We start from the raw sequence: 22,575 nt of genomic DNA, 5'->3' as shown, positions 1-22,575 counted from the left end.
TAGGGTGACCTTACTTGGAAGCGAGGTGCTGCGGGGGTCTCTCTACCGCCGCGGACGAGCCAGTGGATTCGGCGCGTTGACAGACCCTCAAGGTTGGTTAGCGCGCCGAATTCACTGCGGCGGGTCGTCAGCGGGGCTGGCTGAAACCCCAATCGAACAGGCGGATCGCCTGACCGTACAGATCGCCGGTGCCGTACATCTCCACCACCACCAGTCGGCGGTTGCCCCGCTGCGCGGCGGCGACAAAGGTATGGCGGGCGAGGTTGGTGAACCCGGTCTTGCCTGCGAATGTGCCGGGGTAGCGGGTCAGTAGTTCGTTCTGGTTGGTGATGGTCTTGCCGGGGAACTGAGCCGACGGCGATCGCATGATGTGCGCGATCAGCGGGTAGGTCAGCGCCGCGCGATAGATCACCGCGAGGTCTAGGGGAGTGGTGACCGATTCCCATCCCGGCCCGTCGAGCCCGGATGGGGACGAGGCCTTGGTGGAACGAGCGCCAAGGGCGGCCGCCTTGCGGTTCATCGCGGGAACCGCCACTCCCTGTCCGCCGAGCATGTCGGCCAGCATGTTCGCGGCGTCGTTACCCGACACCATCAGCAGTGCCTCGAGCAGCTGGCGGGTCGTGTACGGCTGACCGGGCTTCAATCCCACGCAGGAGCATTCGACCTCGGTGTGCGACGAATTGGCGCGTGCGAAATTGTCCGGGCGCAGGTGGTCCAGCACCACCATCGCCAGCAACGGCTTGATGGTGCTCGCGGGCGCATGCGGCTCATTTGCGTTGCGGGAAGCCAGAATTGCGCCGGTGTCCAGATCGGCAAGCAACCATGCCTGCGCCGGTCCTTCCGGCAGCGCGACAGCACCCGACGGCTCGATGCCGGGCTGGGCCACCGCGGGCGGCGCGACGGCATTGACCGAACACAGAGGGATCGTCGTGATCGCCAACGCGGCCAACAACTTTCGCACGGACGCCGAGCCTAACCGGCGCGTTCGGATTCGCGGTCTCGAACGTGTTGCGATTCAGCAACTTCGCACGACTACAGAGCGCCGATGGTGGCATTCCGGTCGAGCGCAAAGCCCCAATCGAGGAGGCTGGCGGCCTGATCCCAGTACGTCGGCTGCCCGGGTTTGTCCATGCCGAACATCAGCGCGATGACCAGGCGCCTGCCGTTGCGATTGGCCGCGCCGACGAAGGTCTTCTGCGCGATGTCGGTGAAGCCCGTCTTGCCGCCGAGCGTGCCGGGATAGCGCTTGAGCAACTCATCCTGGTTGACCAGCACTTTGTCGCCCGTTTTCGTGGGAAAAACGGCGGTCGGCTGCGCGGTGATCTGCGCGAACACCGGGTTGGCCATGGCGGCGCGGAAGATGACCGCGAGGTCGTGCGGTGAGGACCACATGTCGATACCGGGACCGTCGAGACCCGACGGTGAGCCGGCATTGGTGCCGTATGCGCCGAGCAGTGCGGCGTGGGCATTCATCTTCATCACGGCGACGTCCTGACCGCCGAGCATGCTGGCAAGGGTGTTGGCGGCGTCGTTGCCCGATACCAAAAGCAGCGCCTCGAGCAGCTGGCGTGCGGTGTAGACCTTGCCGGGAGCAACACCGGCGCAGTTGCATTCGACCTTGGTGTCGGCCTCGGTGGCCACGATCGTGGTGTCGAGCGGGATCTCGTCGAGCACCGTCAACGCGAGCAGGACCTTGATCGTGCTCGCGGGTGCGTACTGGCCGAATTCATCGCGAGCGGCCAGCACCGCCCCGCTGTCCATGTCGGCGAGGATCCAGGCCTGCGCCGGCCCTTCGGGTATCGGCACCGAACCCGATGGCTGGATGACGCCGGCAGGCACGGCTGACGCCACCGCGGTCCCCCCGGCAACCAAGCACAGGGTGGTCGCGATGCCGACCAGAAACCTCCGCATGACGGCTGAGCCTAACGCCGTGGCGCGATCGTGTTCAATCGATGCATGTTGAGCCTGGAAGAGATATCGGATCGTTTCGAGATACAACAGCTGCTGATCGATTACTCGACGGCGATCGACCAAAGGCAATTCGACGACCTTGATCGGGTCTTCACCCCCGACGCCTACATCGACTATCGGGCGATGGGCGGGATCGACGGCCGTTTCCCCGAGGTCAAGGCCTGGCTGGCGGAGACGTTGCCGAAAATCTTCAATGCCCACGCCCACATGCTGGGCAACTTCGACGTGCATGTCGACGGTGACATCGCGTCATCTCGAACCTTCTGCTTCAACCCCATGGTGTTCGGCGGAGACGAGAACCAGATCATGCTCTGCGGGCTCTGGTACATCGATGAGTTCATCCGCACGGCCGAGGGCTGGCGCATGACCAAGCGGGTCGAAGAGAAATGCTTCGACAAGCTGCTGTGAGCCCGCGCGAGCGACCTGAAATGCACGCGGGTTCACGGCGTGTCGCGTACACACGGTCAGTCGCCGGAAGTGGGCCGGGGCTGTCGCGCTCAGCGGCGTGCCAACTTGGCGGCCGCTCGGGTCAGCCGGTCCGAGATGCGTACGGAGAAAAGGGGATTGAAAAAGTCGGTGCGCAGGCGGGTCAGTGTCGAACTCGTGATGCGCCACTGGCCGTCGATCTTCTCGTAGGTCTCGTGGTAGTGCCCCCAGCCGTCGAGGTTCAGGCCGGGCGCCAACCGCACGATGTCGTTGAGCGCCCAGATGCCACGTGCGGTCGTCGGCGACGTCAGCTCGATCTCGGGTGCGTGAACCTGATGCACGGTGGGCTGGGTGTTCAGGGTCTTGCGCACGAACGCAACGAACTCGTCGGCGCCGTCGATCACCTTGCCGCCCGACGGCGAGGTGTCGCTGTGAAAGTCATCGGCGAAGACGCCGCGCCACGCCTGCCAGTCCTTGGTGTCCAGGTAGCGGCAGTAACGCGCCTTCAACTGCTTGATGGCCTCGATGTCGAGCAGGGTCTCGGTGGCGTCCACAAACGAGAGGGTAGCGGGCGGATTTTCACTGCTAGGGCCCGTTCTGGCACAATGGGCGGCTGTCCGCCACGCAACTCCGGCTGTGTGGTGGTCACACACGTAAGGCAAAACCGGACCGGGCAGCCCGCCCGCGTCGCTCGAATTGCCAACGTGGCAATCACAGGAGAATCGCACCACCATGGCTGTCAAGATCAAGCTTGCCCGTTTCGGCAAGATCCGCAATCCCCAGTACCGCATCGCCGTCGCCGACGCGCGCAATCGCCGCGACGGCCGCGCCATCGAGGTCATCGGCCGGTACCACCCGAAGGAAGATCCGAGCCTCATCGAGATCAACTCGGAGCGCGCCCAATACTGGCTCGGCGTCGGCGCCCAGCCCACGGAGCCCGTGTTGGCGCTGCTGAAGATCACGGGTGACTGGCAGAAGTTCAAGGGTCTGCCCGGTGCCGAGGGCACGCTGAAGGTCAAGGAGCCCAAGCCCAGCAAGCTGGATCTCTTCAACGCAGCGTTGGCCGAAGCCGACGGCGGACCGTCGGGCGAGGCCACCCAGGCCAAGAAGAAGAAGGCGCCCGCCAAGAAGGCCGCCGCCGAGAAGCCTGAGAAGGCTGACGACACCGCCGCCGAGACCGCACCGGTCAAGGACGAGTCCGAACCGGCAGCCGAGGGTGCGGACGCCACCGTCGACGGCGCCACCGAGAACTGAGCCCGGCTGTGAGTTCAGTTGTCGTCGACGCCGTCGAGCACCTGGTTCGCGGGATTGTGGACAATCCCGACGATGTGCGGGTCGATATGGTGACCAGCCGCCGCGGGCGCACCGTCGAGGTGCACGTCCATCCGGAAGACCTCGGCAAGGTCATCGGCCGCGGCGGACGCACCGCGACCGCCCTGCGCACGCTGGTGGCAGGCATCGGGGGTCGAGGCATCCGCGTCGACGTGGTGGACACCGACCAGTAGTTAGGTCGACATGGACCTCGTTGTCGGGCGGGTAGTCAAGGCGCACGGGGTCACCGGCGAGCTCGTCGTCGATGTCCGTACCGACGACCCCGAAACCCGCTTCGCGCCCGGTAACAGCCTGCGTGCCCGCGCCAAGGGCGGGTCCGAAAGGCTGGTTATCGTCGCTGCAGCGCGCCAGCACGGCGGGCGATTGCTGGTCCGGCTGGATGGGGTCGCCGACCGCGACAGCGCTGACGCGTTGCGCGGCGCCCTTTTCCTCGTCGATTCCGCGGATCTGCCCCCCATCGAGGACCCCGACGAGTTCTACGACCATCAGCTGGAGGGGCTGCGGGTGCGCACAACCGCAGGCGCCGAGGTGGGCACCGTCGCCGAGGTGCTGCACACCGCGGCAGGGGAGCTGCTCTCGGTGCGGACCGAAGATGGTGAGGTGCTCGTCCCGTTCGTCGGCGCCATCGTGGCGTCGGTGTCGTTGGCCGATCAGGTCATCGTGATCGATCCGCCCGATGGTCTGCTGGACCTGGAATGACGATGCTGCGCATAGATGTGTTGACCGTCTTTCCGGAGTATCTCGACCCGCTGCGACAAGCTCTGCCGGGCAAGGCGATTGAAGCCGGGATCTTCGCAGTCGGTGTGCACGATCTGCGACGCTGGACCCACGATGTTCACCGCTCGGTCGATGACGCACCCTACGGCGGCGGGCCGGGAATGGTGATGAAGGCGCCGGTGTGGGGTGACGCCCTCGACGAAATATGCTCCGACGAAACGCTTCTGGTGGTTCCGACACCGGCGGGGCGGCTGTTTACCCAGGCCGACGCCGAACGGTGGAGCAACGAAAAGCACCTTGTGTTCGCCTGCGGCCGCTACGAAGGCATCGACCAACGGGTCGCCGACGATGCGGCCCGGCGGATGCGCGTCGAGGAAGTGTCGATCGGTGACTACGTGTTGCCCGGCGGAGAGTCCGCGGCGTTGGTCATGATCGAAGCGGTCGTCCGACTGCTGCCCGACGTACTGGGCAATCCGGCTTCCCACCAAGATGATTCACACTCTGACGGGGTGCTGGAGGGGCCGAGCTACACCCGACCGCAGAGCTGGCGCGGACTCGACGTGCCGGAGATTCTGCTGTCCGGCGACCACGCGAAGATCGCGGCGTGGCGACGCGAACAGGGCCTGCAGCGCACTCGCGACCGGCGACCCGACCTCTTGGACTGAACGCGCTCAGTTGACGTACTGCACGCTGCCGTCGATTTCCATGATGCCGAGTTCGACAGGGAGCTCGGGCTCGCGTTGCTGCACCTGGGTGCGGAACTCTCGCAGCGCGGCGGACAACATCTCGGTTTCATAGGCCCTGTCCGTCAGGACCCGATCGCCATAGGCCACTGCGGCGGCGCCACAATCGCGATGCGTCATACCGACTACCCGTTTCACCCAATGCAAGTCCACCGAGATGGCGAGGTTCTCCCAGAACGTCTGATGCCAGCCTGCGAAGGCCGATGCCACCACGCCGACCGGGCCGCCGGCGAAGGCGAACTCGCTGTAGTTGTTCTGCCAGCCGCGGCCCGTCATGTAATTCCAGGCGTTGGTGGTGAATCGCGGGTCGATGCACTTCATCAGCATCGCCTCGTAGCCCTCGTCGAGCTGCGCCTGTGCCTGCGGCGCGGTGGCCATCGCGGCGACACCGACACCCAGGCTGCCGAGCATGGTTCGACGGGAAAGCCGCAGTGCGGAGCGGTCGTCATCTGTCATGGGGTCGCTTTCCTTCCGCATGGGCCCAGCTCGCGCAAAAGGGGCGAGTTAGATATGGCCGCCGGGGAACATCGTTTTGACGGCCTGGGTGACGTGCTCGCGCGCGGCCGCGTCGCCGGTGGGATCCAGCGACCCGATCGCCATCACATAGCGTCGCTCATGGCCGATCACCCCGGTGGACACATGCAATTGGTTGGCGCCGCTCCAACAGCAGAACCACCCCTGTTTGACGGCGACGGGCTCGGCGTAGAGCCCATCGGGAATGCCGAAACGCTGCGGGTATCCGTCGATCCCTATCGGCGTCGACCGCGCGAGATTGCCGATGATGACGTTGGCTTGCTCCTGCGGCAGTCCGCCGCTGCCGTTCAGCAGCTTGTCGTAGTACCGGACCAGGTCGCCTGCGGTGCTCATCGTGAGGTCCCAGCTACCGTTGTACGGCTTCGTCGTGCTGGTAAGGCCGTAGCGGGCGACGACGCGGCTGATGATGTCGCTGCCACCGCTGCGGTTCCAGAAGTTCTCGGCCGCACTGTCGTCGGACGATCTCAGCATGACGTCGAGCGCGCCGCGATCAGCGGGCGACAGCTCCGTCTTCCCTTCGGCTTCCTGCAGCAACAGGTCGTCTGCGATGAACAGCTTCACCACCGAGGCGATGGGGAACGGCCGACCGTCCCCGCCCGACACCGTCTGGCCGGTGCTTCGATCCAACACCACGACCGAGATGTCGGCACCCGCCGCACCGGCGACCGCCTGCTGGATGCGGCCATCCAGCCCGGCGAAGCTGGCGGGGGGTTCGTCGAGCGGTGCTTCGGGTAGCGGAGCCATGCTGCCCTGCGGCGCGACGACGGTCAGTGCGGGCTCCGGAGGAGTTCCGTACACCCTCGCCTCGCACCCGCATCCGGCGAGCATCGCGGCGCTGACGACCGCGACAGCCGTGACCAGCTTCGACGCCCCGCGTCGCATGACCCTCCCACGGCTCCTTGGTGGATAAGGGTTCGGGCTCACTACACCGCCATACCCTTTGGCATTCAGCCTAACCGCCGATGACCGGTCGCGCGCAGCTAGGCGTCCGCAGCGTGCGGGGTCGTCGTTCGTCACCGGATTTCGCTGGATCGGGCCTATCTGGCACAATTGAGCAGTTGTCTGCGCCGGTCGGGACCTTCGGTCTCTCAGTCCGCTGCGAGATACACCCCGATACCCGAAAGATCGGCTCGGCGACGCGATTGATTCGCCACCGCCCGCAGCCGCCAACAGCAAGGAAGTGTCACCGATGAACACGCTGGATTTCGTCGATCAGGCGTCGCTACGCGACGACATCCCGGACTTCAGCCCCGGCGACACCGTGAACGTGCACGTGAAGGTCATCGAGGGCTCCAAGGAACGCATCCAGGTCTTCAAGGGTGTCGTTCTGCGCCGTCAGGGCGGTGGCATCCGCGAGACGTTCACCGTGCGCAAGGAGAGCTACGGCGTGGGCGTCGAGCGGACGTTCCCCGTGCACTCGCCCAACATCGACCACATCGACGTCGTCACCCGCGGTGACGTCCGTCGTGCCAAGCTGTACTACCTGCGCGAGCTGCGTGGCAAGAAGGCGAAGATCAAGGAAAAGCGCTGACTGGCGCGTCCGGCCGACACGCCGGGTTCTGACAGGTGGGAGCCGATCGGCGCGGCGATGAGCAGCGCGCTGGCTACCCTGATCCGGTGAGTGGATCCAGCGAACCCGACGAGCTCGACGGCGTGCCCGAGGACTCTGATTCTGTTTCCGATGTCGCCGCCGGGGCGGCTCCGGAAGACGACGCCGACGAACCGAAAAAGAAGCACGGCGCGCTGCGCGAATTCGCCATTCTGATCTCGATCGCGCTGGTCCTCTACTACGTCATGCTGACGTTCGTCGCGCGCCCGTATCTCATCCCATCGGAGTCGATGGAGCCCACGCTGCACGGGTGCCCCGGTTGCACCGGCGACCGCATCATGGTCGACAAGTTGTCCTATCGGTTCGGATCGCCCGAACCCGGCGATGTCGTCGTCTTCAAGGGTCCACCGAACTGGAACGTCGGATACAAGTCGATCCGGTCCGACAACGAGGTGGTGCGCTTCATCCAGAACGGCCTGTCCTTCATCGGGTTCGTCCCGCCGGACGAGAACGACCTCGTCAAGCGAGTCATCGCGGTTGGCGGCCAGACCATCGAGTGCCGCGCCAATACCGGGCTGACGGTCAACGGCAAGCGCCTCGACGAGCCGTATCTGGACTTCGCCACGATGAATGTCGAACCCAACAACCCCTACGCCGCGTGTCTGGGCAATGAGTTCGGGCCGGTGACCGTCCCCGAAGGCAAGGTGTGGGTGATGGGGGACAACCGCACCCATTCCGCGGATTCGCGCGCGCATTGCACGAGTACGCCCACCGACGCACAACGGGGACTGCTGTGCACGGGTGACCCGGAGGCGGGCACGGTACCGGTAGCCAATGTGATCGGAAAAGCACAGTTCATCGCATGGCCACCGGGCCGATGGGGTGGGGTGGACTCGGTAAATCCCCAGGTGAACCCGTAGTCCCAATAGGAGTTTCGCGATGAGCCGCTCAGAGCGAAGTGGGGGCACCGCCCGCCGAAGGCAGGGGGACAGAGGGCCTGAGTTGCCGTCGACATGGCCTCCACGAACGGTGATCCGGAAGTCCTCCGGCCTGCGCACCTTGGAGTCTGCGCTGTACCGCGGTGGCCTGGGGCCCGTGGCGGGCGTCGATGAGGTGGGGCGCGGAGCCTGTGCGGGGCCGCTCGTGGTGGCGGCCTGCGTGCTCGGACCGAACCGGCTCGAGAGCCTGGCGGCACTCGACGACTCCAAGAAGCTCAATGAGAATGAACGCGAGCGCCTGTTTCCGCTGATCCGCAGGTACGCGCTGGCCTACCACGTGGTCTTCATTCCATCGAAGGAAGTCGATCGCCGCGGAGTACACGTGGCCAACATCGAGGGCATGCGACGTGCCGTGGCGGGCCTGTCGGTGCGGCCGGGTTATGTGCTGTCCGACGGCTTCCGGGTGCCGGGTCTGCCGGCGCCCTCGCTGCCTGTGGTCGGCGGTGACGCGGCAGCGGCGTGCATCGCGGCGGCGAGCGTGCTGGCGAAGGTGAGTCGTGACAGGCTGATGGTCGCGATGGAGTCCGAGCATCCGGGCTACGGCTTCGCCGAGCACAAGGGATACAGCACTCCGGCGCACAGCGCGGCCCTCGCCGAGTTGGGCCCGTGCAGCCAGCACCGGTACTCGTTCATCAATGTCCGTCGGCTGGTGACAGGGGTGGGCACAGAAATCGGCACCGTGTTGGTGCCGGACGTGGAACTCGACACCGAACCCGAACAGCGGAGCCGATTCGGGTAGGGGAGGATTGGAATCGCGATGAGTGCGGATATGAAGGACGGCTGAGCTGATGAGTGCCGAAGATCTCGAAAAGTACGAAACCGAGATGGAGCTCTCGCTCTACCGCGAATACAAGGACATCGTCGGGCAGTTCAGCTACGTCGTCGAGACGGAGCGGCGCTTCTACCTCGCCAACAGCGTCGAGCTGGTGCCCCGCAACTCCGAGGGCGAGGTCTACTTCGAGCTGAGGATGGGCGACGCGTGGGTGTGGGACATGTACCGGCCGGCTCGCTTCGTCAAACAGGTCCGGGTGATCACCTTCAAGGACGTGAACATCGAAGAGGTCGAGAAGCCCGAGCTTCGGCTCCCCGAGTAGCTCACCCGCCAGGGTTGAAGGCGCCCTTCGGAATGGTGAGCGGCAGGTCGACGGAGCTGATCAGGCCCGGCGCCGCTGCCACCACGTAGGGCACGGCGTTCACGACGCGCATGGCTGTGGCCACCATCGCTCCCGCCCCGGATGTCATGCTCTCGATTCCTGCTTTCTTGCGATCGCGAAGCGTCACGTCGAAGGTGCAGTCGATGTCCGGCGTGCCGGTGATGACGACGCGATAGCCCAGGGCATTCGGCAGCGTCGGCCAGTGCGGTGCGACGTCGGGAGCCAGGCGGGTGACGTGTTCGATGACGATGGCCTCGCGTCCGTCGACGACACCGATCGCCTGCATCCGCAATGCGCCGCAGGTGCCTGCCTCGACCGTGCCCATCGCGACGTCGAGCGTCCGTTCCGTCACCGCGCGATCGAATGTCGACCGCATTTCCTGAACCTCGACGCCGAGCGCATCGGCGACCATCCGGATCTGTCCCTGCCATTCGCCTTCGATGGCGCCCGGCATGGCGATCCACGGCTCGTAGTCGAGGGGACGGCCGAATCCCATTGCGTCACTCATGATGTCGGGCACGCCGTAGTCGTCATAGAGGCCGATCTCGTAGGCGTGGATCTTCTCGATCTGGGACGACTGCGTACTCAGTACCAGCGAAAGGTAGTCGGCGGCGAAGCCGGGCTCGATACCCGATGCGTACAGCGATACCTGGCCCGCCTTCGCCGCGGTGACGAGCTGATCACGCCACTCGGCCGGCTCGTACGCATGCGGGTTGACCAGCCTGGTGGTGCTCGTCGTCACGACGTTGATTCCGGCGCTGAGCAGTTTCACGTAGTCAGGGATCGCCAACGCATCGCGTTCGGGACCGCTGGCGGCGTAGATGACGCAGTCGGGCTTCAGCGCGATGAGCGCGTCCGCGTCGGTTGTGACGCTCAGCCCGATCGGTTCGCCGTTGGCGAGTTCGCCGGCGTCCATGCCGTCTTTTTCGGGGGAATGCACCCACACTCCGACGAGATCGAGGTTCGGACGTTGGTTGATAGCCCGGATCGCGATGGACCCGATGCCACCCGTCGACCACACCACGACGCGGTGCCTACCTGCTGTCATTTTTCCTCCTCGTGGCGAGCGCCCGAACAAGTTTTAGAATAGCAACCACTATTAAAGCGAAGCAGAACAAATCTTAGGTTATAGTCGGTCGGCGTGGCCACCCCGTCCTTGATGCGGCACTGAATGTTCACCCTGCGATTCGACATGCGAGCGCCCGCCGTCGGTGCACCCGCGACTGACCTCTACGCCGGGGCGATCGACATGTGTGCGTGGGCCGAGACGCGCGGCGCGCTGATCGCCGTGTTGAGTGAACATCACGGTGCTGACGACGGTCATCTCCCTGTCCCGCACATCCTCGCGTCCGCGATTGCCGCCCGCACCAAGCAACTCGCGATCCTTCTGGCGGCCGTGCCCATCACGTTCTGGGACCCTGTCCGGCTGGCGGAGGAGATCAGCGTTCTGGACATCATCAGCAAGGGGCGGGTCTCTTACGCCTTCGGAATCGGCCACCGCCCTGAGGAATACGAGCATTTCGGGCTTGATATGGACGGGCGCGGACGGCGGGCCGATGAGTCCCTCGCGTTACTGTGCCTCCTGCTTGCGGGAGAACCGGTCGAGCTCGACGGCAGACGAATGCATGTCACACCGGCTCCTGCGACACCAGGGGGGCCGTACATGCTCATCGCGGGAGGCAGCAAGGCGGCGGCGCGGCGCGCGGCGAAGTACGGGCTTGGCTTCATCTCTCAAACCGATTCACCCGCACTCAAGGACTTCTACGAAGCGGAATGCCGTGCCAACGGCCATGAACCGGGGGTGATCCAGTTTCCCACTCCCGACGCGCCCACCACGGTCTTCGTCGCCGACGACGTCGACGCCGCATGGGATGAGCTCGGAATCCACCTCCTGCACGATGCGACGATGGCTGCGTCCTATCGCCATGGCGATGATTCGGTCGCCAGCATCTCGCGCGCCGACACTGTCGCCGCCCTACGGGATACCCCTGGCCCGTACCGGATCTTCACCATCGACGAGGCGGCCGCCTATATCCGCGGCGGCAGACCGCTTCCGCTGCTTCCGCTGTGCGGCGGTATCCCGCCCGACATCGCATGGCCGTATCTGGAACGCGCCGTCATGGCGACCGAGCGTGCGTGACCGAAAGGTGAAATTGTGACGTTGACAACCGTGGTCTGGTCGACCGGAGGCGTCGGATCCATTGCGATAGACGCGATTACGGGCCGTCCGGACCTCGATCTTATCGGAGTATGGGTGCATTCGGCGGACAAGGTCGGCCAGGACGCCGGCGTGCTCGCCGGTATCGATCCGGTCGGGGTGACGGCGACCAATGACGCCGACGCGCTGATCGCGCTGCAGCCCGACTGCGTGGTATATGCCGCCAGCGGACCCGACCGCGACGGGGGTGCCGTGCCCGATTACCTCAAGCTGCTCGAGTCGGGTATCAACGTCGTGTCGACGTCGTCAACCAGCCTGGTGTATCCACCCGCCTATTTCTCGCCTGAGTGGCGTGAGCAGTTGGAATCGGCGGCCAAAGCGGGAAATGCGTCGTTCTATGCATCCGGCATCTTTCCCGGGTTCGGCTCAGATCAGTTGGCACTGGTGCTCGCCACGCAGTCGAAGAAGATCGGCTGCCTCAAGGTCACCGAGGTCGCACTCAACGACCACTACCCGGTGGCCGACGTGATGATGAACGGCATGGGTTTCGGCCACCCGCTCGATTTCGAACCTCTCCTGAAGACTCCGGGCTTCATCGAAATGGCGTGGCGGGCACCGATACATCTCATGGCTGCCGGCCTGGGCGTCGAGGTCGAGGAGGTTCGCGGGACGCTCGACCGCCGCCTCACCGAGCGCGACATCGAGGTGGCGTTCGGCACGATCAAGGCGGGAACGTGTGGCGCGGTGAGCACCAGGGCGGCCGGAGTGGTCAACGGCAGGGAAGCGATTGTCGTCGAACACATCATCCGGATGGCGCGCGACGTGGCGCCTGACTGGCTCACATCGGAGTTCGATGCGACATACCGCGTCGATATCGAGGGCGATCCTGACATTCACTGCGCGATGAACGTCGGCGCCGCGGAAGGTCACGCCGCGGGCCACGCGGCGATGGCCGCCACCGCGATGCGGGTGGTCAACGCGATTCCGTACGTGGTCGAAGCACCCGCCGGCCTACTGAGCTCGCTCGACCTGCCGAACACATTGCCGCGTCACGCATTCGATTAAGAGGAGCAGCCCATGACCGAAGTGCACACCACCGATCTGTACTACGACCCGTTCGATTTCGACATCGATGACAACCCCTATCCGATCTGGAGACGGCTGAGGGACGAGGCGCCCCTCTACCGCAACGAGAAGTACAACTTCTATGCGCTGAGCCGCTATGAGGACGTCGCGCGGGAACTCCACAACTGGGATACCTACCGGTCGGGCAAGGGCACCACGATGGACATCATCATGAGTGGTGTCGAGGTGCCCCCCGGCGTCATCCTTTTCGAGGACCCGCCGCTCCATGACATTCATCGGCGACTGCTGTCAAAGGTTTTCACGCCTCGGCGGATGGAGGCCATCGAACCCCTGACTCGGCAGTATTGCGTCCGTGCGCTCGATGCACTGGCAGGCGCCACGACGTTCGACTTGATCACGGACTTCGGGGCGCTGATCCCGATGCGGACCATCGGTTATCTGCTGGGCATTCCCGAGCAAGGGCAGCAGCAGATCCGGGACAACACCGACGCGTCGATTGGACTGAAAGACGGCAACTTCCAGTCGGTGTCGGCCGATGCCTTCGAGAATGCGTATCAGCTCTTCGCCGAGTACATCGAATGGCGTGCGGAGCATCCCTCCGACGACGTCATGACGCAATTGCTCAATGCGGAAGTCGAAGAGGACGGAGAGCTCCGGCCGCTGACGCGGATCGAGGTGCTGACCTATACGAGCATGATCGCCGGGGCGGGCAATGAAACGACCACCCGACTGATCGGCTTCATCGGCCAGCTTTTGGCCGAACACCCCGACCAGCGGCGTGAACTCGCCGAGGACTTCTCGTTGATTCCTAGGGCTATCGAGGAGGTGCTGCGTTACGAGTCGCCGTCACCGGTGCAGGCGCGCACTGTCGCAAGGGATACCGATGTTCATGGGCAGACAATCGTTGAAGGCTCAGTCATGCTGCTGCTCAACGGCTCAGCCAATCGGGACGAGCGGCACTATCCGGACGGCGAGAGTTTCGACATCCATCGCACCGGATCTCATCTGTCGTTCGGTCAGGGGTTGCATTTCTGCCTTGGCTCGTCGCTGGCCCGGATGCAGGCACGGGTGGCGCTCGAGGAGATGCTGACCCGCTGGCCAGAGTGGGACATCGATTTTGACAACGCCGCGATGGCACACACGTCAAGCGTCCGCGGGTGGGGTCGGCTGCCCATCGTCACGGCTTAGCCGATTCACGACTCACGGACGCTGATGCCCCGCAAGGTGGTGTCACGGGCCAGGATCAACGCGTTCCGCGTGCCGATCTGTTGAAGGATGTTCTCCGGAATCCACTGCTCACCGATGATGCACCGGGCCAGCAGATCGGCAGCGGGACTGTCTTTGCGTATCTCCCCGGAACGGATGCCATCGGAGAGTAGGGCTTTCATCTGCCGAATCCGAGTCGTGAATGACCACGCGGGATTGGAGGTGTCCGGCGGGGTATGACGCAGCCAGGCCAATTGGATTCGGAACTCGTCGGGGAACTGGTCGAGTGCGTTGATATTGAGCCAGCTCAACGCGTCAAGCTTCTCGATCGTCGTGGCCTCCGTGTGCACGATGTCGGTCCACGCGCCGCCGACCTTGTGCCCGAACTCCAGCATGATCGACATCAACAGCTCGTCCTTGGAGCCGATGACGCGGTACACCGTGCCGGTGCCCAGCCCCGCGGCGGCCGCGATGTCCCTGATGGTGGTCATCTCGTATCCGCGGCGGCCGAATTCGGCGCGGGCCACCGCCCGGACATGAGCCGCCTTGAGGTCGCTGTCGTCCTCGGTGTCGACCCAACTCTGGATCACGCCTTCAGCTGCCGCGAATGCTTTCGACTTGTCCAGATCCGCGTCTGTGGGCAGGTCGACCGCGAGACCTTCAAGAGCGATATGGCTTTTCAGCGTGGCCAGTTCGTCCGTCGACGCCTTGTGCCGGATGACGTCGAGACCGACGTGCAGCATGCTCTGGCACACCCGGTCGGCCAAGGTGGGGAGGTCCAGGTCGGATCGGATGTATCCGCTCCAGCGGCCGGCTCGAAGTGCCTGCAGCATCGCCGCCTGGATGGTCGACGGCGGACGCTGCGTCAGCTCCATCAGCTCGGGGTCCGAGCTAGGGCCTTCGTAGAACGACATCTGCAGTGCGGCCCGGTGCTCTACCGCGCAGCGGGCGATCTCACAGCCGAGCTCGGTGATCTGCTCGGCGACGGGACGTGGATCCGGCTCGTCGAGACGCTTCAAGGCCAACTCGCCGACGCGGTCCAGGTCTGCGTGATAGCGCCTGATCAGCTCGACCAGGATCGCTTCCTTCGAGTCGAAGTGGTGGTAGAGGCTGCCCGCGAGGATGCCCGCCGCATCGGCGATCTGCTGCAGCGAAGTACGAAGACCCGACGTGGCGATGACGGAGTTCGCCGTCTTGAGGATCTCGGTGCGTCGCGTCGCATCGACCGCCGGTTCATCGGCGACGGCGCTGAGTTTTGCGGCGCGCTGACCCTTCTTGCCCGCGGTCCGGCTACTTCTCGGACTCCGCCTCACGGCGTCGGCGTCGGTCATCGCTAACTGCGTACCTTTCCTGGCGTCGTCGGCTTCGACAACTGCAAGGAGATCCTACCGACCGGCACTCGAACTGCGGGGACGCCGCAATCGGAGGTGGTGTTCACGAGGGTGCGTCCGCGCGCGCCGCGATCAAGGGGCGGTCATAAGAAGGATCCGTCGTGTCGTGAGTGGCCACCTTCATGGAGCCCGCCATCATCGCGATCACCTCGTCGGTGATGAACGACGTCGACTCCGCGTTCCACTCGACGACACATACCCGTTCGACGATCGCCCAGCGTCCGCCGCGTCGTTGGAGGCGATCCACGTAGCGCCCGCCCGAGAGAGTCATGTGGTTCTGGGGCTCGCGGTCGGTTCCGACGAAGAGGTAGTAGGTCTCGGCGTGCGCTTCGTCCCCGTTGAGTTCCACAGTGTGGTTGAGGAGGTAGTGCTGGTAGCGGGTCTGTGTGGAGTGGTACGCGAAGGCCCAATCGATGAAGTCGTCGACCTCGCCGATGAATCCCACGTGGTCGTCGACGGCACCATCGTGATAGGCCGACCGCAGTAGGGCGCGATCGCGTCGGTCCATGCCTCGTGCGTACCGCATCATGCAATCGTGGATCTGCGTGCGATCCTCCAGGCGAGCAAGCCTTTCGTGTAGGTCTGAGTCGCCGGTCATCTACCTTCCCATCCGTTGATGCCGACGACCTCGTCGATGGCTCGGCGGGGCGCGGCGGTGAACCTGAAACCGCTGCGCAACCGCCCGACGGGTAGCAGGCAGCCTTGTGTGAACGACTCTGGAATGCCGAGCAGTTCACGCACTTGCTGCTCGTGGTGCAGGTGAAGGGTCGTGATGCAAGTTCCATACCCACGCGAATGCAGCGCCAGCGCGAAGTTCCAGACGGCGGGAAAGATGGATCCGTAAAGAGTTGCCAGGTAGAAGGATTCGTCCCCGTCGGCTCTCGGCATCGTAGGTTCGTAGCAGGGAATCACCAGCGCGGGAACGTCTGCCAAGTGTTCGACCAGCCACTCGGTAGATGACATCAACTTGGCTTCAGAGGTCCCGGAGGGCATGAACCCGGCGATCAGCTGACCGCCCACCTTCTCCAGGTAGGCCGTGCGGTACAGGTCGGCGATCTTGTCGCGCAGCGCCTCATCGGTGACGATCACCCACCGCCACGCCTGCTGATTGGATCCGTTCGCAGCTTGTAGTCCTATTCGCAGGCAGTCACGGATGTCGTCCAGTGCGATGGGCGCAGTGAGGTCGAGTGACTTCCGAGCGGATCTCGTGGTGGTGAGCAGTTCGTCGATATCCACTTCTGCTCCTTACTTCGTGGGCTCGGGAAAGGCGACTTCGGCGTTGTCGGGCATCGCGCTGATGCCGAGACGGTCACACACTTCGAGCACTTCGTCGACGATCGAGTCGGGCACGATGAATTTGTCGGTCGCAGACACCTCGTCGAGGTGCGCCAGGATGTCCTCGGCGGTCGGTTCGGTTTCGGCATCGGCCACCCAACCCGCACCGAGTCCGACGAACACGCGGGCATACCGTCCCGCGCACGCCGAGTAGTTGCGGTGGGTGAAATCGCAGGCGCGGCTGGCCAGGAACGACACCAGTGGCACGACCAGCTCGGCTCGGATAGCGCGCATGAAGCCCGATTCTCGGAGGAACTTTTCGTCACCGACCGTCTCGGTGACCATCCGCGAAAAGCCGGTGGGAAGGACGGTATTGGAGAGAATTCCGTGCGCCGCGCCCTCGATGGCGATGACGTTGGACAGCCCGACCAGGCCGGTTTTGGCGGCTGCGTAGTGCGCTTCGGACGGCTGACCGAAATTGCCCGCCGACGACGAGATGAACACGAACCGGCCGTAGTTCTGTTTCGCCATCACCTTGTACGCGGGCTGGCTCAGATAAAAGCCGCCGTCGAGATGCACTCTCAGCATGTGGCGCCAGTCGTCGGGGGAGAGCGCCTCGAACGGGATACTGTTGAAGATGCCGGCGTTGCTGACGACTGCGTCCAGGCGCCCGAAGGTGTCGACCGCTGCGTCGACAATGGCCTGGCCACCCTCGGGGCTGTCGACGGAATCATGGGACGCGACGGCCCGTCCGCCCGCTTTCGTGATCTCATCGACCACCTGATCGGCCACGCCCGCGTCCGCACCGTCGCCGCGCATGGTGCCCCCGAGATCGTTCACCACGACCGCCGCGCCCCGTCGCGCCAGGTCGAGGGCATAAAGTCGGCCCAATCCACGGCCCGCGCCGGTCACGATCGCGACTTGACCTTCGAAGTCGATCACGCTGCACTCCTTGCTGATTGACTCCAGTTCGACCGGACTTTACGGTGGAACAGATATTTGGTCAACGGGTTGGTGGCGGGAGGTCCCCGGTGAACGACGCCGATGGCGACCGCCTGCAGGCGCTGGGCATGTTGGCGTCCGCGCTCGCCGGGCGACCTGTCGCGGTGGCGGCTGTCGATCCGGGTGAGCCGTCGTGGACCGACGGACAGACGGTTTTCGTCGATCCCGCTGCACGCCAACGCGAGAATCTGGAATCGGTGGCGGTGCACGCGTCACTGATCGCGGCCGACAGCCTCGCGCCCGACATCGTGGGTGCCTTCGTCCGGCATCCCAGGGTGGCCAAGCGGTACCTGGCCATCGAGGGGCACCGTGCTCTCGGTGCCAACGGTGACGTGCTGCCGGGGGTGCTGAGTGCGATGGCCGATCCGGGAACTGCGAGCCGTAGCGACTCGCCCGAAGCGTCGCTGTCCATCGCGTCGGGTAAAGATGCGCTCGATGAGCCGCCGACGCGGTGGGGTGTCATTCGTGCCAAGAAGATACTGGCGGCAGGCGGTCGGGCCGCCGAGCAGGTGGACCACGAAACGGTTGCTCACGTGCCACGGCGCGACAGCAAGGAGGCGCTCGAAGAACTCGATGACGGCGAGGTCGACGACAGCGACGATCCCGACCTGTTCAGCAGTCCCGTTGGCGGGGGCGGGTTCATCGGCAAGTGGTTGAAGAAGATGTTGTCGTCGGCACGCAAGACGGGAGGCGGCGGCGGCGGACCGCCAGGTGCGGACTCGCCGACGCATCGCACCAACTCGGCGAATCGGGGAGCGTTTGCGGTGTCGTCGACGGCCAACGCATCAACGGAGGACGTCGCCGACATCAAGACGCAGGGCTTCAAGTACCCGGAGTGGGACGCCGACCGCAAGAGCTATCGGCCGGACTGGTGCACCGTGCGCGAGATCGAACCGCGGATCAAGGCGTCGGCGCCCGATGCCATCGACGGTGCCATCGGTGTCCGCCGCCCGCTGGCTCGCCTCGGCATGGGCCTGCATCGTCGTCATCGGCAGCCCCAAGGGGACGACATCGACATCGACGCTGCAATCGAGGCCCGCGTCGAAGTGAGGGCCGGATCGGCGCCCGACGAGGCCGTTTATCTCGACAGCCTCCGGCGGCGGCGTGACTTGTCAGTACTTCTGCTACTCGATGTCTCCGGATCGACCGCGGAACCGGGAATGGTAGGACGAACGGTCCATCAGCAGCAGCGAGCGGTGATCACCGACCTCACGGTCGCGCTGCACGACCTCGGCGATCGTGTTGCGCTGTATGCCTACAACTCACAGGGGCGCGAAGCGGTGAACATGTTGCCCGTCAAGAGATTCGACGACCATCTCGATGCCGGGGTGATCCGGCGGTTGAACAGTCTCGAGCCGGGAGCGTATTCGCGCCTCGGCGCGGCCATCCGCCACGGTTCGGCCGTCCTCGAGACGCGAGGTGGGACATCGCGGCGCCTGCTGGTCGTGGTGTCCGATGGTCTGGCCTACGACCACGGTTACGAGCGTGCCTACGGCGCGGCCGATGCACGACGCGCGTTGACGGAAGCTCGCCGACGGGGGACCGGTTGCGTGTGCCTGACCGTGGGAGCCGGCACCGACGTCGGGGTGCTGAAGCGAGTCTTCGGAAGCACCGCGCACGCGACCATCGCCCGGCCCGAGCAATTGGCTGGCATCATCGGCCCGCTCTTTCGGTCGGCCGTCCGTTCCGCAGAAGTACGGCGTCGGGTGTCATGACTTCGCTTGCGCGCCAACACCAAAAACCCCCAGCTGACCCGCAGATGGCGGTGCTCGGCACACGCGGTACAGCTCGCCGCATTGTTGAAACAAACATCTGTTCCGGCTAGGCTCTCACTCACCGCAACGACGCGGGCGACGAAAGGGGCGCAATGGGCACCGAGCCCGGGATCGCGTACCAGAATGGCGCCGTGCCACGGGCCGAGGCGTCGCGCCCCTACTACCGGCAGGTGGGCAACGAGGAGGCCGTGTTCAAAGCGGCCTATCGCCAGGGGCTGTCGCTGGTCCTGAAAGGACCCACCGGCTGCGGCAAGACCCGCTTCGTCGAAGCGATGGCACACGACCTCGGCCGCCCGTTGATCACCGTGGCCTGCCACGACGACCTCACCACCGCCGATCTGGTCGGTCGATACCTGCTGCGCGGGGATGAGACGGTCTGGGTCGATGGGCCGCTGACCCACGCGGTGCGGGAGGGAGCGATCTGCTACCTCGACGAGGTCGTCGAAGCCCGTCAGGACACCACGGTTGTGCTGCACCCACTCGCCGACTACCGGCGACAACTGCCCATCGAACGCCTCGGCATCACCCTCGACGCGGCGCCGGGGTTCGGTCTCGTCGTGTCCTACAACCCGGGTTACCAGAGCGTCCTGAAGGACCTGAAGGACTCCACGCGGCAACGGATGGTCGCCATCGAGTTCGGGTTTCCCGAGCCAGACGTCGAAGAGGGCATCGTTGCCCGCGAATCGGGCGTGGATGCTGCGATGGCCGCCGAACTCGTGAAATTCGGTCAGGCGATTCGGCGCCTCGAGACCGGGGGGCTGCGCGAGGTCGCTTCGACGCGGGTGCTCATCGCGGCGGGCCGACTGATCGTCGAGGGTCTGACCAAGCGCGATGCGGCCAAGGCCGCGATCGCGGGACCGCTTACCGACGACGTGTCGGTAGGCCGCGGTCTCCACGAGATGATCGATGTCTACCTGGGTGCTTCTGACGTTAATTGACGGTTCTAGACGCCCCCGCTAGGGTCTGAACAAATATTAGGTCGACCCCAAGAGAGGTCAGATGTCCTACGAAAGCACCGCTGAGCCGATCAAGGTCGGCTATCTGATGGACTTCACGTTGCCCCCGGGCTTCCCCGAGGACCTTTTCGCATCGTTCACCCAGACCTTCGACCTGATCTTCGAAGAAGCCGTTGCGCAGGGCTTGATGGATCGACCGGTGCAGATGATCTACCGCGAGGTCGAGGGTCTTCCGAAGGGTTCGGTGAAGGCGGTGATCGATGCCTACGGCGAACTCGTGGACGAGGGCTGTCTCGTAGTGTTCGGCCCCAACATCACCGACAACTGCGTGCCCATGCGTGAGGCGATCGAGGAGCGCTTCAAGGTTCCGGCGATCAGCGTCACCGGGACCGACGATTGGCTCGGCGAGTGGACGTTCGCCTTCCCCCAGGGGTCGATGACCGACGAGCCGATCTTTCTCGCCGATCTCGTCGCCAAGCGAGGCCTCACCGAGATCGGTGTCCTCGTCGAACAGAGCCTCATCGGGGAGAGTTATCTGAAGAACCTGCGGAGTGCGTGCCGTCGCAAGGGAATTCGTATCGTCGCGGAGGCGGCGATCGCTCAGACGGCGCAGGACATCAACGAAGCCGTGCGCACCCTGCACGAGGCGAAAGCCGAGGCGATAGTGCACCTCGGCTTCGGCTTCGGCATCGTATTCGTAAACCCGGCGCTCGAGGCGGTGGGCTGGGATCCCCCGAGGTTCACGACCACCGCGTTCCAGAACGCGTGGGTGAACCCGATCATGTGGAACGCGTTCATGGGATGGGTCGGGGTCGACCAGTACGACGAGGAAAACCCGATCGGACAGGATTTCCTGGACCGCTACGCCGCGAAGTACAACGGCAGCCGTCCGGAATTCTGTGTGACGGTGGTGAACCGCGACGTCGCCGCGACGCTCGTGCGCGCGTTCACCGATGCCCATCCGCTGAGCCCACGCGGGGTCAAAGAGGCACTCGAGCGAGTCAAGATGATGCCCGCCGCCTCAGGAGCGCCGGGAACCCGCGTGTCGCTTGGCAAGTGGACGCGCCGCGCGTGGATGGGGTCGGGATACCTTGTCGCCCGGACCCTCGACGCCGACGGCGTCAACTCGCATCTGGTCGACCGGTTCGGGGCGGAGTGAGATGACCACGGAATCGAAACCGCTTGAAACCGAGCCGGAATCACCACGCGCGCCTCGTAATGGCCCGAATTGGGGCAGGGTCATCTCCCTATTTGCGTGGCTAGGCTTCCTCGGCCTGTTCCTCGCAGTCGGGCGCACGGCGGTCGACCCGCGCGTGGCGAATCCGAATGTCGAAGGACGGCCCCGGCCGGTCGGGTTCCTGACGGGATTCGATCACTGGCAGATCATTCCGCAGGTCGGCGCATTGATCATGGTCGTGGTGCTGACCGCCGTCTTCATCATCGGCTGGCGTCGAAACCCCGGCAGTCCGGTGTTGCTGATGGTCCTGGTGACGACGCTGATCGTATGGCAGGACCCGATCATGAACTGGTCGCCGTACGCGGTCTACAACCCGGCGTTGATGCACTGGCCGGAGTCCTGGCCGTTGATCATGATGTCTCCGACCGTCGAACCCTTCATCGTCTTCGGATACGTGACGTTCTATTTCGGTCCGTACTTCCCGGCGATCTGGATTCTGCGCAAGTTGCAGGCCAAGCGCGGACCGGAATCGTTCGTCAGCCGGCATCCGCTCCTCAGCCTCGGCGGGCTGGTGTTGGTGATCGGCTTCATCTTCGACGCCATGCTGGAGATCAGCCTGGTGCGCACGGGGCTGTACATCTACTCGCAGGCGATCCCGTTCGGAACGTTGTTTCCTGGCAGCACCTTCCAGTTTCCACTGATCTGGGAGTCGCTGTCGGTGACGTTCGTGATGATCCCGGCGGCCATCCTCGTCTACCGCGACGACACCGGGAAGTCGGTCGCGGAGAAGCTCGCTGCGAAGGCCAGGCTGTTCCCCACCAAACCGGTACTCGGCACATTCCTGGTGATGTTCGCGATCATCAATGTGTCGTACTTCGCCTACGGCGCGTGGTTCTGGGCGATCAAGGCCAGCGGGCTTGCCACGTCGGTCGCCTGTCCGTGGCCGTATCCCGAGGCCAAGGTGTATGACCCGCAGGGGTACTACGAGGAGAACGGCGCCGAGGGCCCGTATTCGGTCGGCAAGTGGTCCACCTGGCAGCAGGGTCTCCCGGACGGTCGCCCCGACGTCGAGCTGGGCAGCAAGAGTATGCGCTGCGCGACCGAAAGTGCCGATGGGTGATGAGC

Annotated in this window: 26 protein-coding genes; 16 read left to right on the top strand and 10 right to left on the bottom strand. The window is 64.7% G+C overall.

The window, feature by feature from the left end; translation table 11 throughout:
• Nucleotides 1–127: 127 nt before the first annotated feature.
• Nucleotides 128–925 carry a D-alanyl-D-alanine carboxypeptidase family protein gene (locus CSQ99_RS16460; protein WP_099040120.1) on the bottom strand — a complete coding sequence of 266 codons (798 nt, stop codon included), beginning with the start codon at nucleotides 923–925 and terminating at the stop codon, nucleotides 128–130.
• 107 nt (nucleotides 926–1,032) lie between these two features.
• Complete coding sequence (locus CSQ99_RS16455; RefSeq protein WP_099040067.1) at nucleotides 1,033–1,911, bottom strand: D-alanyl-D-alanine carboxypeptidase family protein; 879 nt, start codon at nucleotides 1,909–1,911, stop codon at nucleotides 1,033–1,035.
• Nucleotides 1,912–1,956: 45 nt separating this feature from the next.
• Between CSQ99_RS16455 and CSQ99_RS16450 the strand changes: the two genes are divergently transcribed.
• On the top strand, nucleotides 1,957–2,379 hold the full coding sequence (locus CSQ99_RS16450; RefSeq protein ID WP_176561051.1) for a nuclear transport factor 2 family protein: 423 nt from the start codon (nucleotides 1,957–1,959) through the stop codon (nucleotides 2,377–2,379).
• 89 nt (nucleotides 2,380–2,468) lie between these two features.
• On the opposite strand, the gene CSQ99_RS16445 is transcribed toward CSQ99_RS16450, so the two are convergent.
• Nucleotides 2,469–2,951, bottom strand: coding sequence for a nuclear transport factor 2 family protein (locus CSQ99_RS16445; protein WP_099040065.1), 483 nt, complete (start codon nucleotides 2,949–2,951; stop codon nucleotides 2,469–2,471).
• A 178-nt stretch (nucleotides 2,952–3,129) separates the two neighbouring features.
• Between CSQ99_RS16445 and rpsP the strand changes: the two genes are divergently transcribed.
• Genes rpsP through trmD form a run of 4 tightly spaced genes read left to right on the top strand, consistent with a single transcriptional unit; the run spans nucleotide 3,130 to nucleotide 5,111 of the window.
• Nucleotides 3,130–3,651, top strand: a complete 522-nt coding sequence (gene rpsP / locus CSQ99_RS16440; RefSeq protein ID WP_099040064.1) for a 30S ribosomal protein S16 — start codon at nucleotides 3,130–3,132, stop codon at nucleotides 3,649–3,651.
• A gap of 8 nt (nucleotides 3,652–3,659) precedes the next feature.
• The gene (locus CSQ99_RS16435; RefSeq protein WP_099040063.1) at nucleotides 3,660–3,902 is read left to right on the top strand and encodes an RNA-binding protein; all 243 of its coding nucleotides are present in this window, start codon (nucleotides 3,660–3,662) and stop codon (nucleotides 3,900–3,902) included.
• 10 nt (nucleotides 3,903–3,912) lie between these two features.
• The gene (gene rimM / locus CSQ99_RS16430) at nucleotides 3,913–4,428 is read left to right on the top strand and encodes a ribosome maturation factor RimM (protein ID WP_099040062.1); all 516 of its coding nucleotides are present in this window, start codon (nucleotides 3,913–3,915) and stop codon (nucleotides 4,426–4,428) included.
• A gap of 5 nt (nucleotides 4,429–4,433) precedes the next feature.
• On the top strand, nucleotides 4,434–5,111 hold the full coding sequence (gene trmD, locus CSQ99_RS16425) for a tRNA (guanosine(37)-N1)-methyltransferase TrmD (protein WP_099040119.1): 678 nt from the start codon (nucleotides 4,434–4,436) through the stop codon (nucleotides 5,109–5,111).
• Between the two features lie 6 nt (nucleotides 5,112–5,117).
• Here trmD and CSQ99_RS16420 read toward each other — a convergent pair whose 3' ends face one another.
• Together CSQ99_RS16420 and CSQ99_RS16415 are read right to left on the bottom strand one after the other, a co-directional pair.
• A complete protein-coding gene (locus CSQ99_RS16420) occupies nucleotides 5,118–5,645 on the bottom strand; it encodes a hypothetical protein (protein ID WP_099040118.1) in 528 nt (175 codons plus the stop codon).
• A gap of 48 nt (nucleotides 5,646–5,693) precedes the next feature.
• Complete coding sequence (locus tag CSQ99_RS16415) at nucleotides 5,694–6,605, bottom strand: serine hydrolase family protein (RefSeq protein WP_099040061.1); 912 nt, start codon at nucleotides 6,603–6,605, stop codon at nucleotides 5,694–5,696.
• A 307-nt stretch (nucleotides 6,606–6,912) separates the two neighbouring features.
• Between CSQ99_RS16415 and rplS the strand changes: the two genes are divergently transcribed.
• The 4 genes from rplS (at nucleotide 6,913) to CSQ99_RS16395 (ending at nucleotide 9,364) form a co-directional block, all read left to right on the top strand.
• On the top strand, nucleotides 6,913–7,254 hold the full coding sequence (gene rplS, locus CSQ99_RS16410) for a 50S ribosomal protein L19 (RefSeq protein ID WP_006242158.1): 342 nt from the start codon (nucleotides 6,913–6,915) through the stop codon (nucleotides 7,252–7,254).
• A gap of 86 nt (nucleotides 7,255–7,340) precedes the next feature.
• Nucleotides 7,341–8,192 (top strand): signal peptidase I, encoded by an 852-nt coding sequence (gene lepB / locus CSQ99_RS16405; protein WP_099040117.1) that lies wholly within the window; start codon nucleotides 7,341–7,343, stop codon nucleotides 8,190–8,192.
• Between the two features lie 82 nt (nucleotides 8,193–8,274).
• Nucleotides 8,275–9,009: a ribonuclease HII gene (locus tag CSQ99_RS16400; RefSeq protein WP_099040060.1), complete on the top strand. Its 735-nt coding sequence runs from the start codon at nucleotides 8,275–8,277 to the stop codon at nucleotides 9,007–9,009.
• Between the two features lie 49 nt (nucleotides 9,010–9,058).
• The gene (locus CSQ99_RS16395; protein ID WP_099040059.1) at nucleotides 9,059–9,364 is read left to right on the top strand and encodes a DUF2469 domain-containing protein; all 306 of its coding nucleotides are present in this window, start codon (nucleotides 9,059–9,061) and stop codon (nucleotides 9,362–9,364) included.
• A 1-nt stretch (nucleotide 9,365) separates the two neighbouring features.
• On the opposite strand, the gene CSQ99_RS16390 is transcribed toward CSQ99_RS16395, so the two are convergent.
• Complete coding sequence (locus CSQ99_RS16390; RefSeq protein WP_099040058.1) at nucleotides 9,366–10,472, bottom strand: NAD(P)H-dependent amine dehydrogenase family protein; 1,107 nt, start codon at nucleotides 10,470–10,472, stop codon at nucleotides 9,366–9,368.
• Between the two features lie 123 nt (nucleotides 10,473–10,595).
• Between CSQ99_RS16390 and CSQ99_RS16385 the strand changes: the two genes are divergently transcribed.
• The 3 genes from CSQ99_RS16385 to CSQ99_RS16375 are packed head-to-tail and all read left to right on the top strand — an operon-like array spanning nucleotide 10,596 to nucleotide 13,856.
• The gene (locus CSQ99_RS16385) at nucleotides 10,596–11,564 is read left to right on the top strand and encodes an LLM class flavin-dependent oxidoreductase (RefSeq protein ID WP_099040057.1); all 969 of its coding nucleotides are present in this window, start codon (nucleotides 10,596–10,598) and stop codon (nucleotides 11,562–11,564) included.
• Nucleotides 11,565–11,585: 21 nt separating this feature from the next.
• Nucleotides 11,586–12,647, top strand: a complete 1,062-nt coding sequence (locus CSQ99_RS16380) for an NAD(P)H-dependent amine dehydrogenase family protein (RefSeq protein WP_425437829.1) — start codon at nucleotides 11,586–11,588, stop codon at nucleotides 12,645–12,647.
• A gap of 12 nt (nucleotides 12,648–12,659) precedes the next feature.
• Entirely contained in the window at nucleotides 12,660–13,856 is a 1,197-nt protein-coding gene (locus CSQ99_RS16375; RefSeq protein WP_099040055.1) for a cytochrome P450, read from the top strand.
• Between the two features lie 5 nt (nucleotides 13,857–13,861).
• Here CSQ99_RS16375 and CSQ99_RS16370 read toward each other — a convergent pair whose 3' ends face one another.
• The 4 genes from CSQ99_RS16370 to CSQ99_RS16355 form a co-directional block, all read right to left on the bottom strand.
• The gene (locus CSQ99_RS16370) at nucleotides 13,862–15,205 is read right to left on the bottom strand and encodes a TetR/AcrR family transcriptional regulator (protein ID WP_099040054.1); all 1,344 of its coding nucleotides are present in this window, start codon (nucleotides 15,203–15,205) and stop codon (nucleotides 13,862–13,864) included.
• Between the two features lie 103 nt (nucleotides 15,206–15,308).
• Nucleotides 15,309–15,863 (bottom strand): nuclear transport factor 2 family protein, encoded by a 555-nt coding sequence (locus CSQ99_RS16365; protein WP_099040053.1) that lies wholly within the window; start codon nucleotides 15,861–15,863, stop codon nucleotides 15,309–15,311.
• Entirely contained in the window at nucleotides 15,860–16,501 is a 642-nt protein-coding gene (locus CSQ99_RS16360; protein WP_099040052.1) for a nitroreductase family protein, read from the bottom strand. Before CSQ99_RS16360 ends, CSQ99_RS16365 begins: the two co-directional genes overlap by 4 nt.
• A gap of 9 nt (nucleotides 16,502–16,510) precedes the next feature.
• Nucleotides 16,511–17,482: an SDR family NAD(P)-dependent oxidoreductase gene (locus CSQ99_RS16355; RefSeq protein WP_099040051.1), complete on the bottom strand. Its 972-nt coding sequence runs from the start codon at nucleotides 17,480–17,482 to the stop codon at nucleotides 16,511–16,513.
• A gap of 128 nt (nucleotides 17,483–17,610) precedes the next feature.
• On the opposite strand from CSQ99_RS16355, the gene CSQ99_RS16350 reads away from it, so the two are divergent.
• The 4 genes from CSQ99_RS16350 to CSQ99_RS16335 all read left to right on the top strand — a co-directional run bounded on the left by CSQ99_RS16350 (nucleotide 17,611) and on the right by CSQ99_RS16335 (nucleotide 22,570).
• On the top strand, nucleotides 17,611–19,257 hold the full coding sequence (locus CSQ99_RS16350; RefSeq protein ID WP_176561057.1) for a nitric oxide reductase activation protein NorD: 1,647 nt from the start codon (nucleotides 17,611–17,613) through the stop codon (nucleotides 19,255–19,257).
• Between the two features lie 152 nt (nucleotides 19,258–19,409).
• The gene (locus tag CSQ99_RS16345) at nucleotides 19,410–20,255 is read left to right on the top strand and encodes a CbbQ/NirQ/NorQ/GpvN family protein (RefSeq protein ID WP_099040049.1); all 846 of its coding nucleotides are present in this window, start codon (nucleotides 19,410–19,412) and stop codon (nucleotides 20,253–20,255) included.
• Nucleotides 20,256–20,316: 61 nt separating this feature from the next.
• Nucleotides 20,317–21,432, top strand: coding sequence for an ABC transporter substrate-binding protein (locus tag CSQ99_RS16340; RefSeq protein ID WP_099040048.1), 1,116 nt, complete (start codon nucleotides 20,317–20,319; stop codon nucleotides 21,430–21,432).
• Nucleotide 21,433: 1 nt separating this feature from the next.
• Nucleotides 21,434–22,570 carry a spirocyclase AveC family protein gene (locus tag CSQ99_RS16335; RefSeq protein WP_099040047.1) on the top strand — a complete coding sequence of 379 codons (1,137 nt, stop codon included), beginning with the start codon at nucleotides 21,434–21,436 and terminating at the stop codon, nucleotides 22,568–22,570.
• Nucleotides 22,571–22,575: the final 5 nt, after the last annotated feature.

Origin of the sequence: Mycobacterium neglectum, assembly GCF_002591975.1 — a bacterium.
Lineage (GTDB): Bacteria > Actinomycetota > Actinomycetes > Mycobacteriales > Mycobacteriaceae > Mycobacterium > Mycobacterium neglectum.
Note: the sequence above shows the minus strand (reverse complement) of the source record. Positions and strands in the feature narration are given on the sequence as shown.

Bases quoted from the DNA above. Each gene is read 5' to 3' on its own strand.
- CSQ99_RS16455 (WP_099040067.1), bottom strand. From the start codon at position 1,911: ATGCGGAGGTTTCTGGTCGGCATCGCGACCACCCTGTGCTTGGTTGCC.
- CSQ99_RS16450 (WP_176561051.1), top strand. From the start codon at position 1,957: ATGTTGAGCCTGGAAGAGATATCGGATCGTTTCGAGATACAACAGCTG.
- rpsP (WP_099040064.1), top strand. From the start codon at position 3,130: ATGGCTGTCAAGATCAAGCTTGCCCGTTTCGGCAAGATCCGCAATCCC.
- rimM (WP_099040062.1), top strand. From the start codon at position 3,913: ATGGACCTCGTTGTCGGGCGGGTAGTCAAGGCGCACGGGGTCACCGGC.
- CSQ99_RS16420 (WP_099040118.1), bottom strand. From the start codon at position 5,645: ATGACAGATGACGACCGCTCCGCACTGCGGCTTTCCCGTCGAACCATG.
- CSQ99_RS16415 (WP_099040061.1), bottom strand. From the start codon at position 6,605: ATGCGACGCGGGGCGTCGAAGCTGGTCACGGCTGTCGCGGTCGTCAGC.
- rplS (WP_006242158.1), top strand. From the start codon at position 6,913: ATGAACACGCTGGATTTCGTCGATCAGGCGTCGCTACGCGACGACATC.
- CSQ99_RS16395 (WP_099040059.1), top strand. From the start codon at position 9,059: ATGAGTGCCGAAGATCTCGAAAAGTACGAAACCGAGATGGAGCTCTCG.
- CSQ99_RS16390 (WP_099040058.1), bottom strand. From the start codon at position 10,472: ATGACAGCAGGTAGGCACCGCGTCGTGGTGTGGTCGACGGGTGGCATC.
- CSQ99_RS16385 (WP_099040057.1), top strand. From the start codon at position 10,596: ATGTTCACCCTGCGATTCGACATGCGAGCGCCCGCCGTCGGTGCACCC.
- CSQ99_RS16375 (WP_099040055.1), top strand. From the start codon at position 12,660: ATGACCGAAGTGCACACCACCGATCTGTACTACGACCCGTTCGATTTC.
- CSQ99_RS16370 (WP_099040054.1), bottom strand. From the start codon at position 15,205: ATGACCGACGCCGACGCCGTGAGGCGGAGTCCGAGAAGTAGCCGGACC.
- CSQ99_RS16365 (WP_099040053.1), bottom strand. From the start codon at position 15,863: ATGACCGGCGACTCAGACCTACACGAAAGGCTTGCTCGCCTGGAGGAT.
- CSQ99_RS16350 (WP_176561057.1), top strand. From the start codon at position 17,611: ATGTTGGCGTCCGCGCTCGCCGGGCGACCTGTCGCGGTGGCGGCTGTC.
- CSQ99_RS16345 (WP_099040049.1), top strand. From the start codon at position 19,410: ATGGGCACCGAGCCCGGGATCGCGTACCAGAATGGCGCCGTGCCACGG.
- CSQ99_RS16340 (WP_099040048.1), top strand. From the start codon at position 20,317: ATGTCCTACGAAAGCACCGCTGAGCCGATCAAGGTCGGCTATCTGATG.
- CSQ99_RS16335 (WP_099040047.1), top strand. From the start codon at position 21,434: ATGACCACGGAATCGAAACCGCTTGAAACCGAGCCGGAATCACCACGC.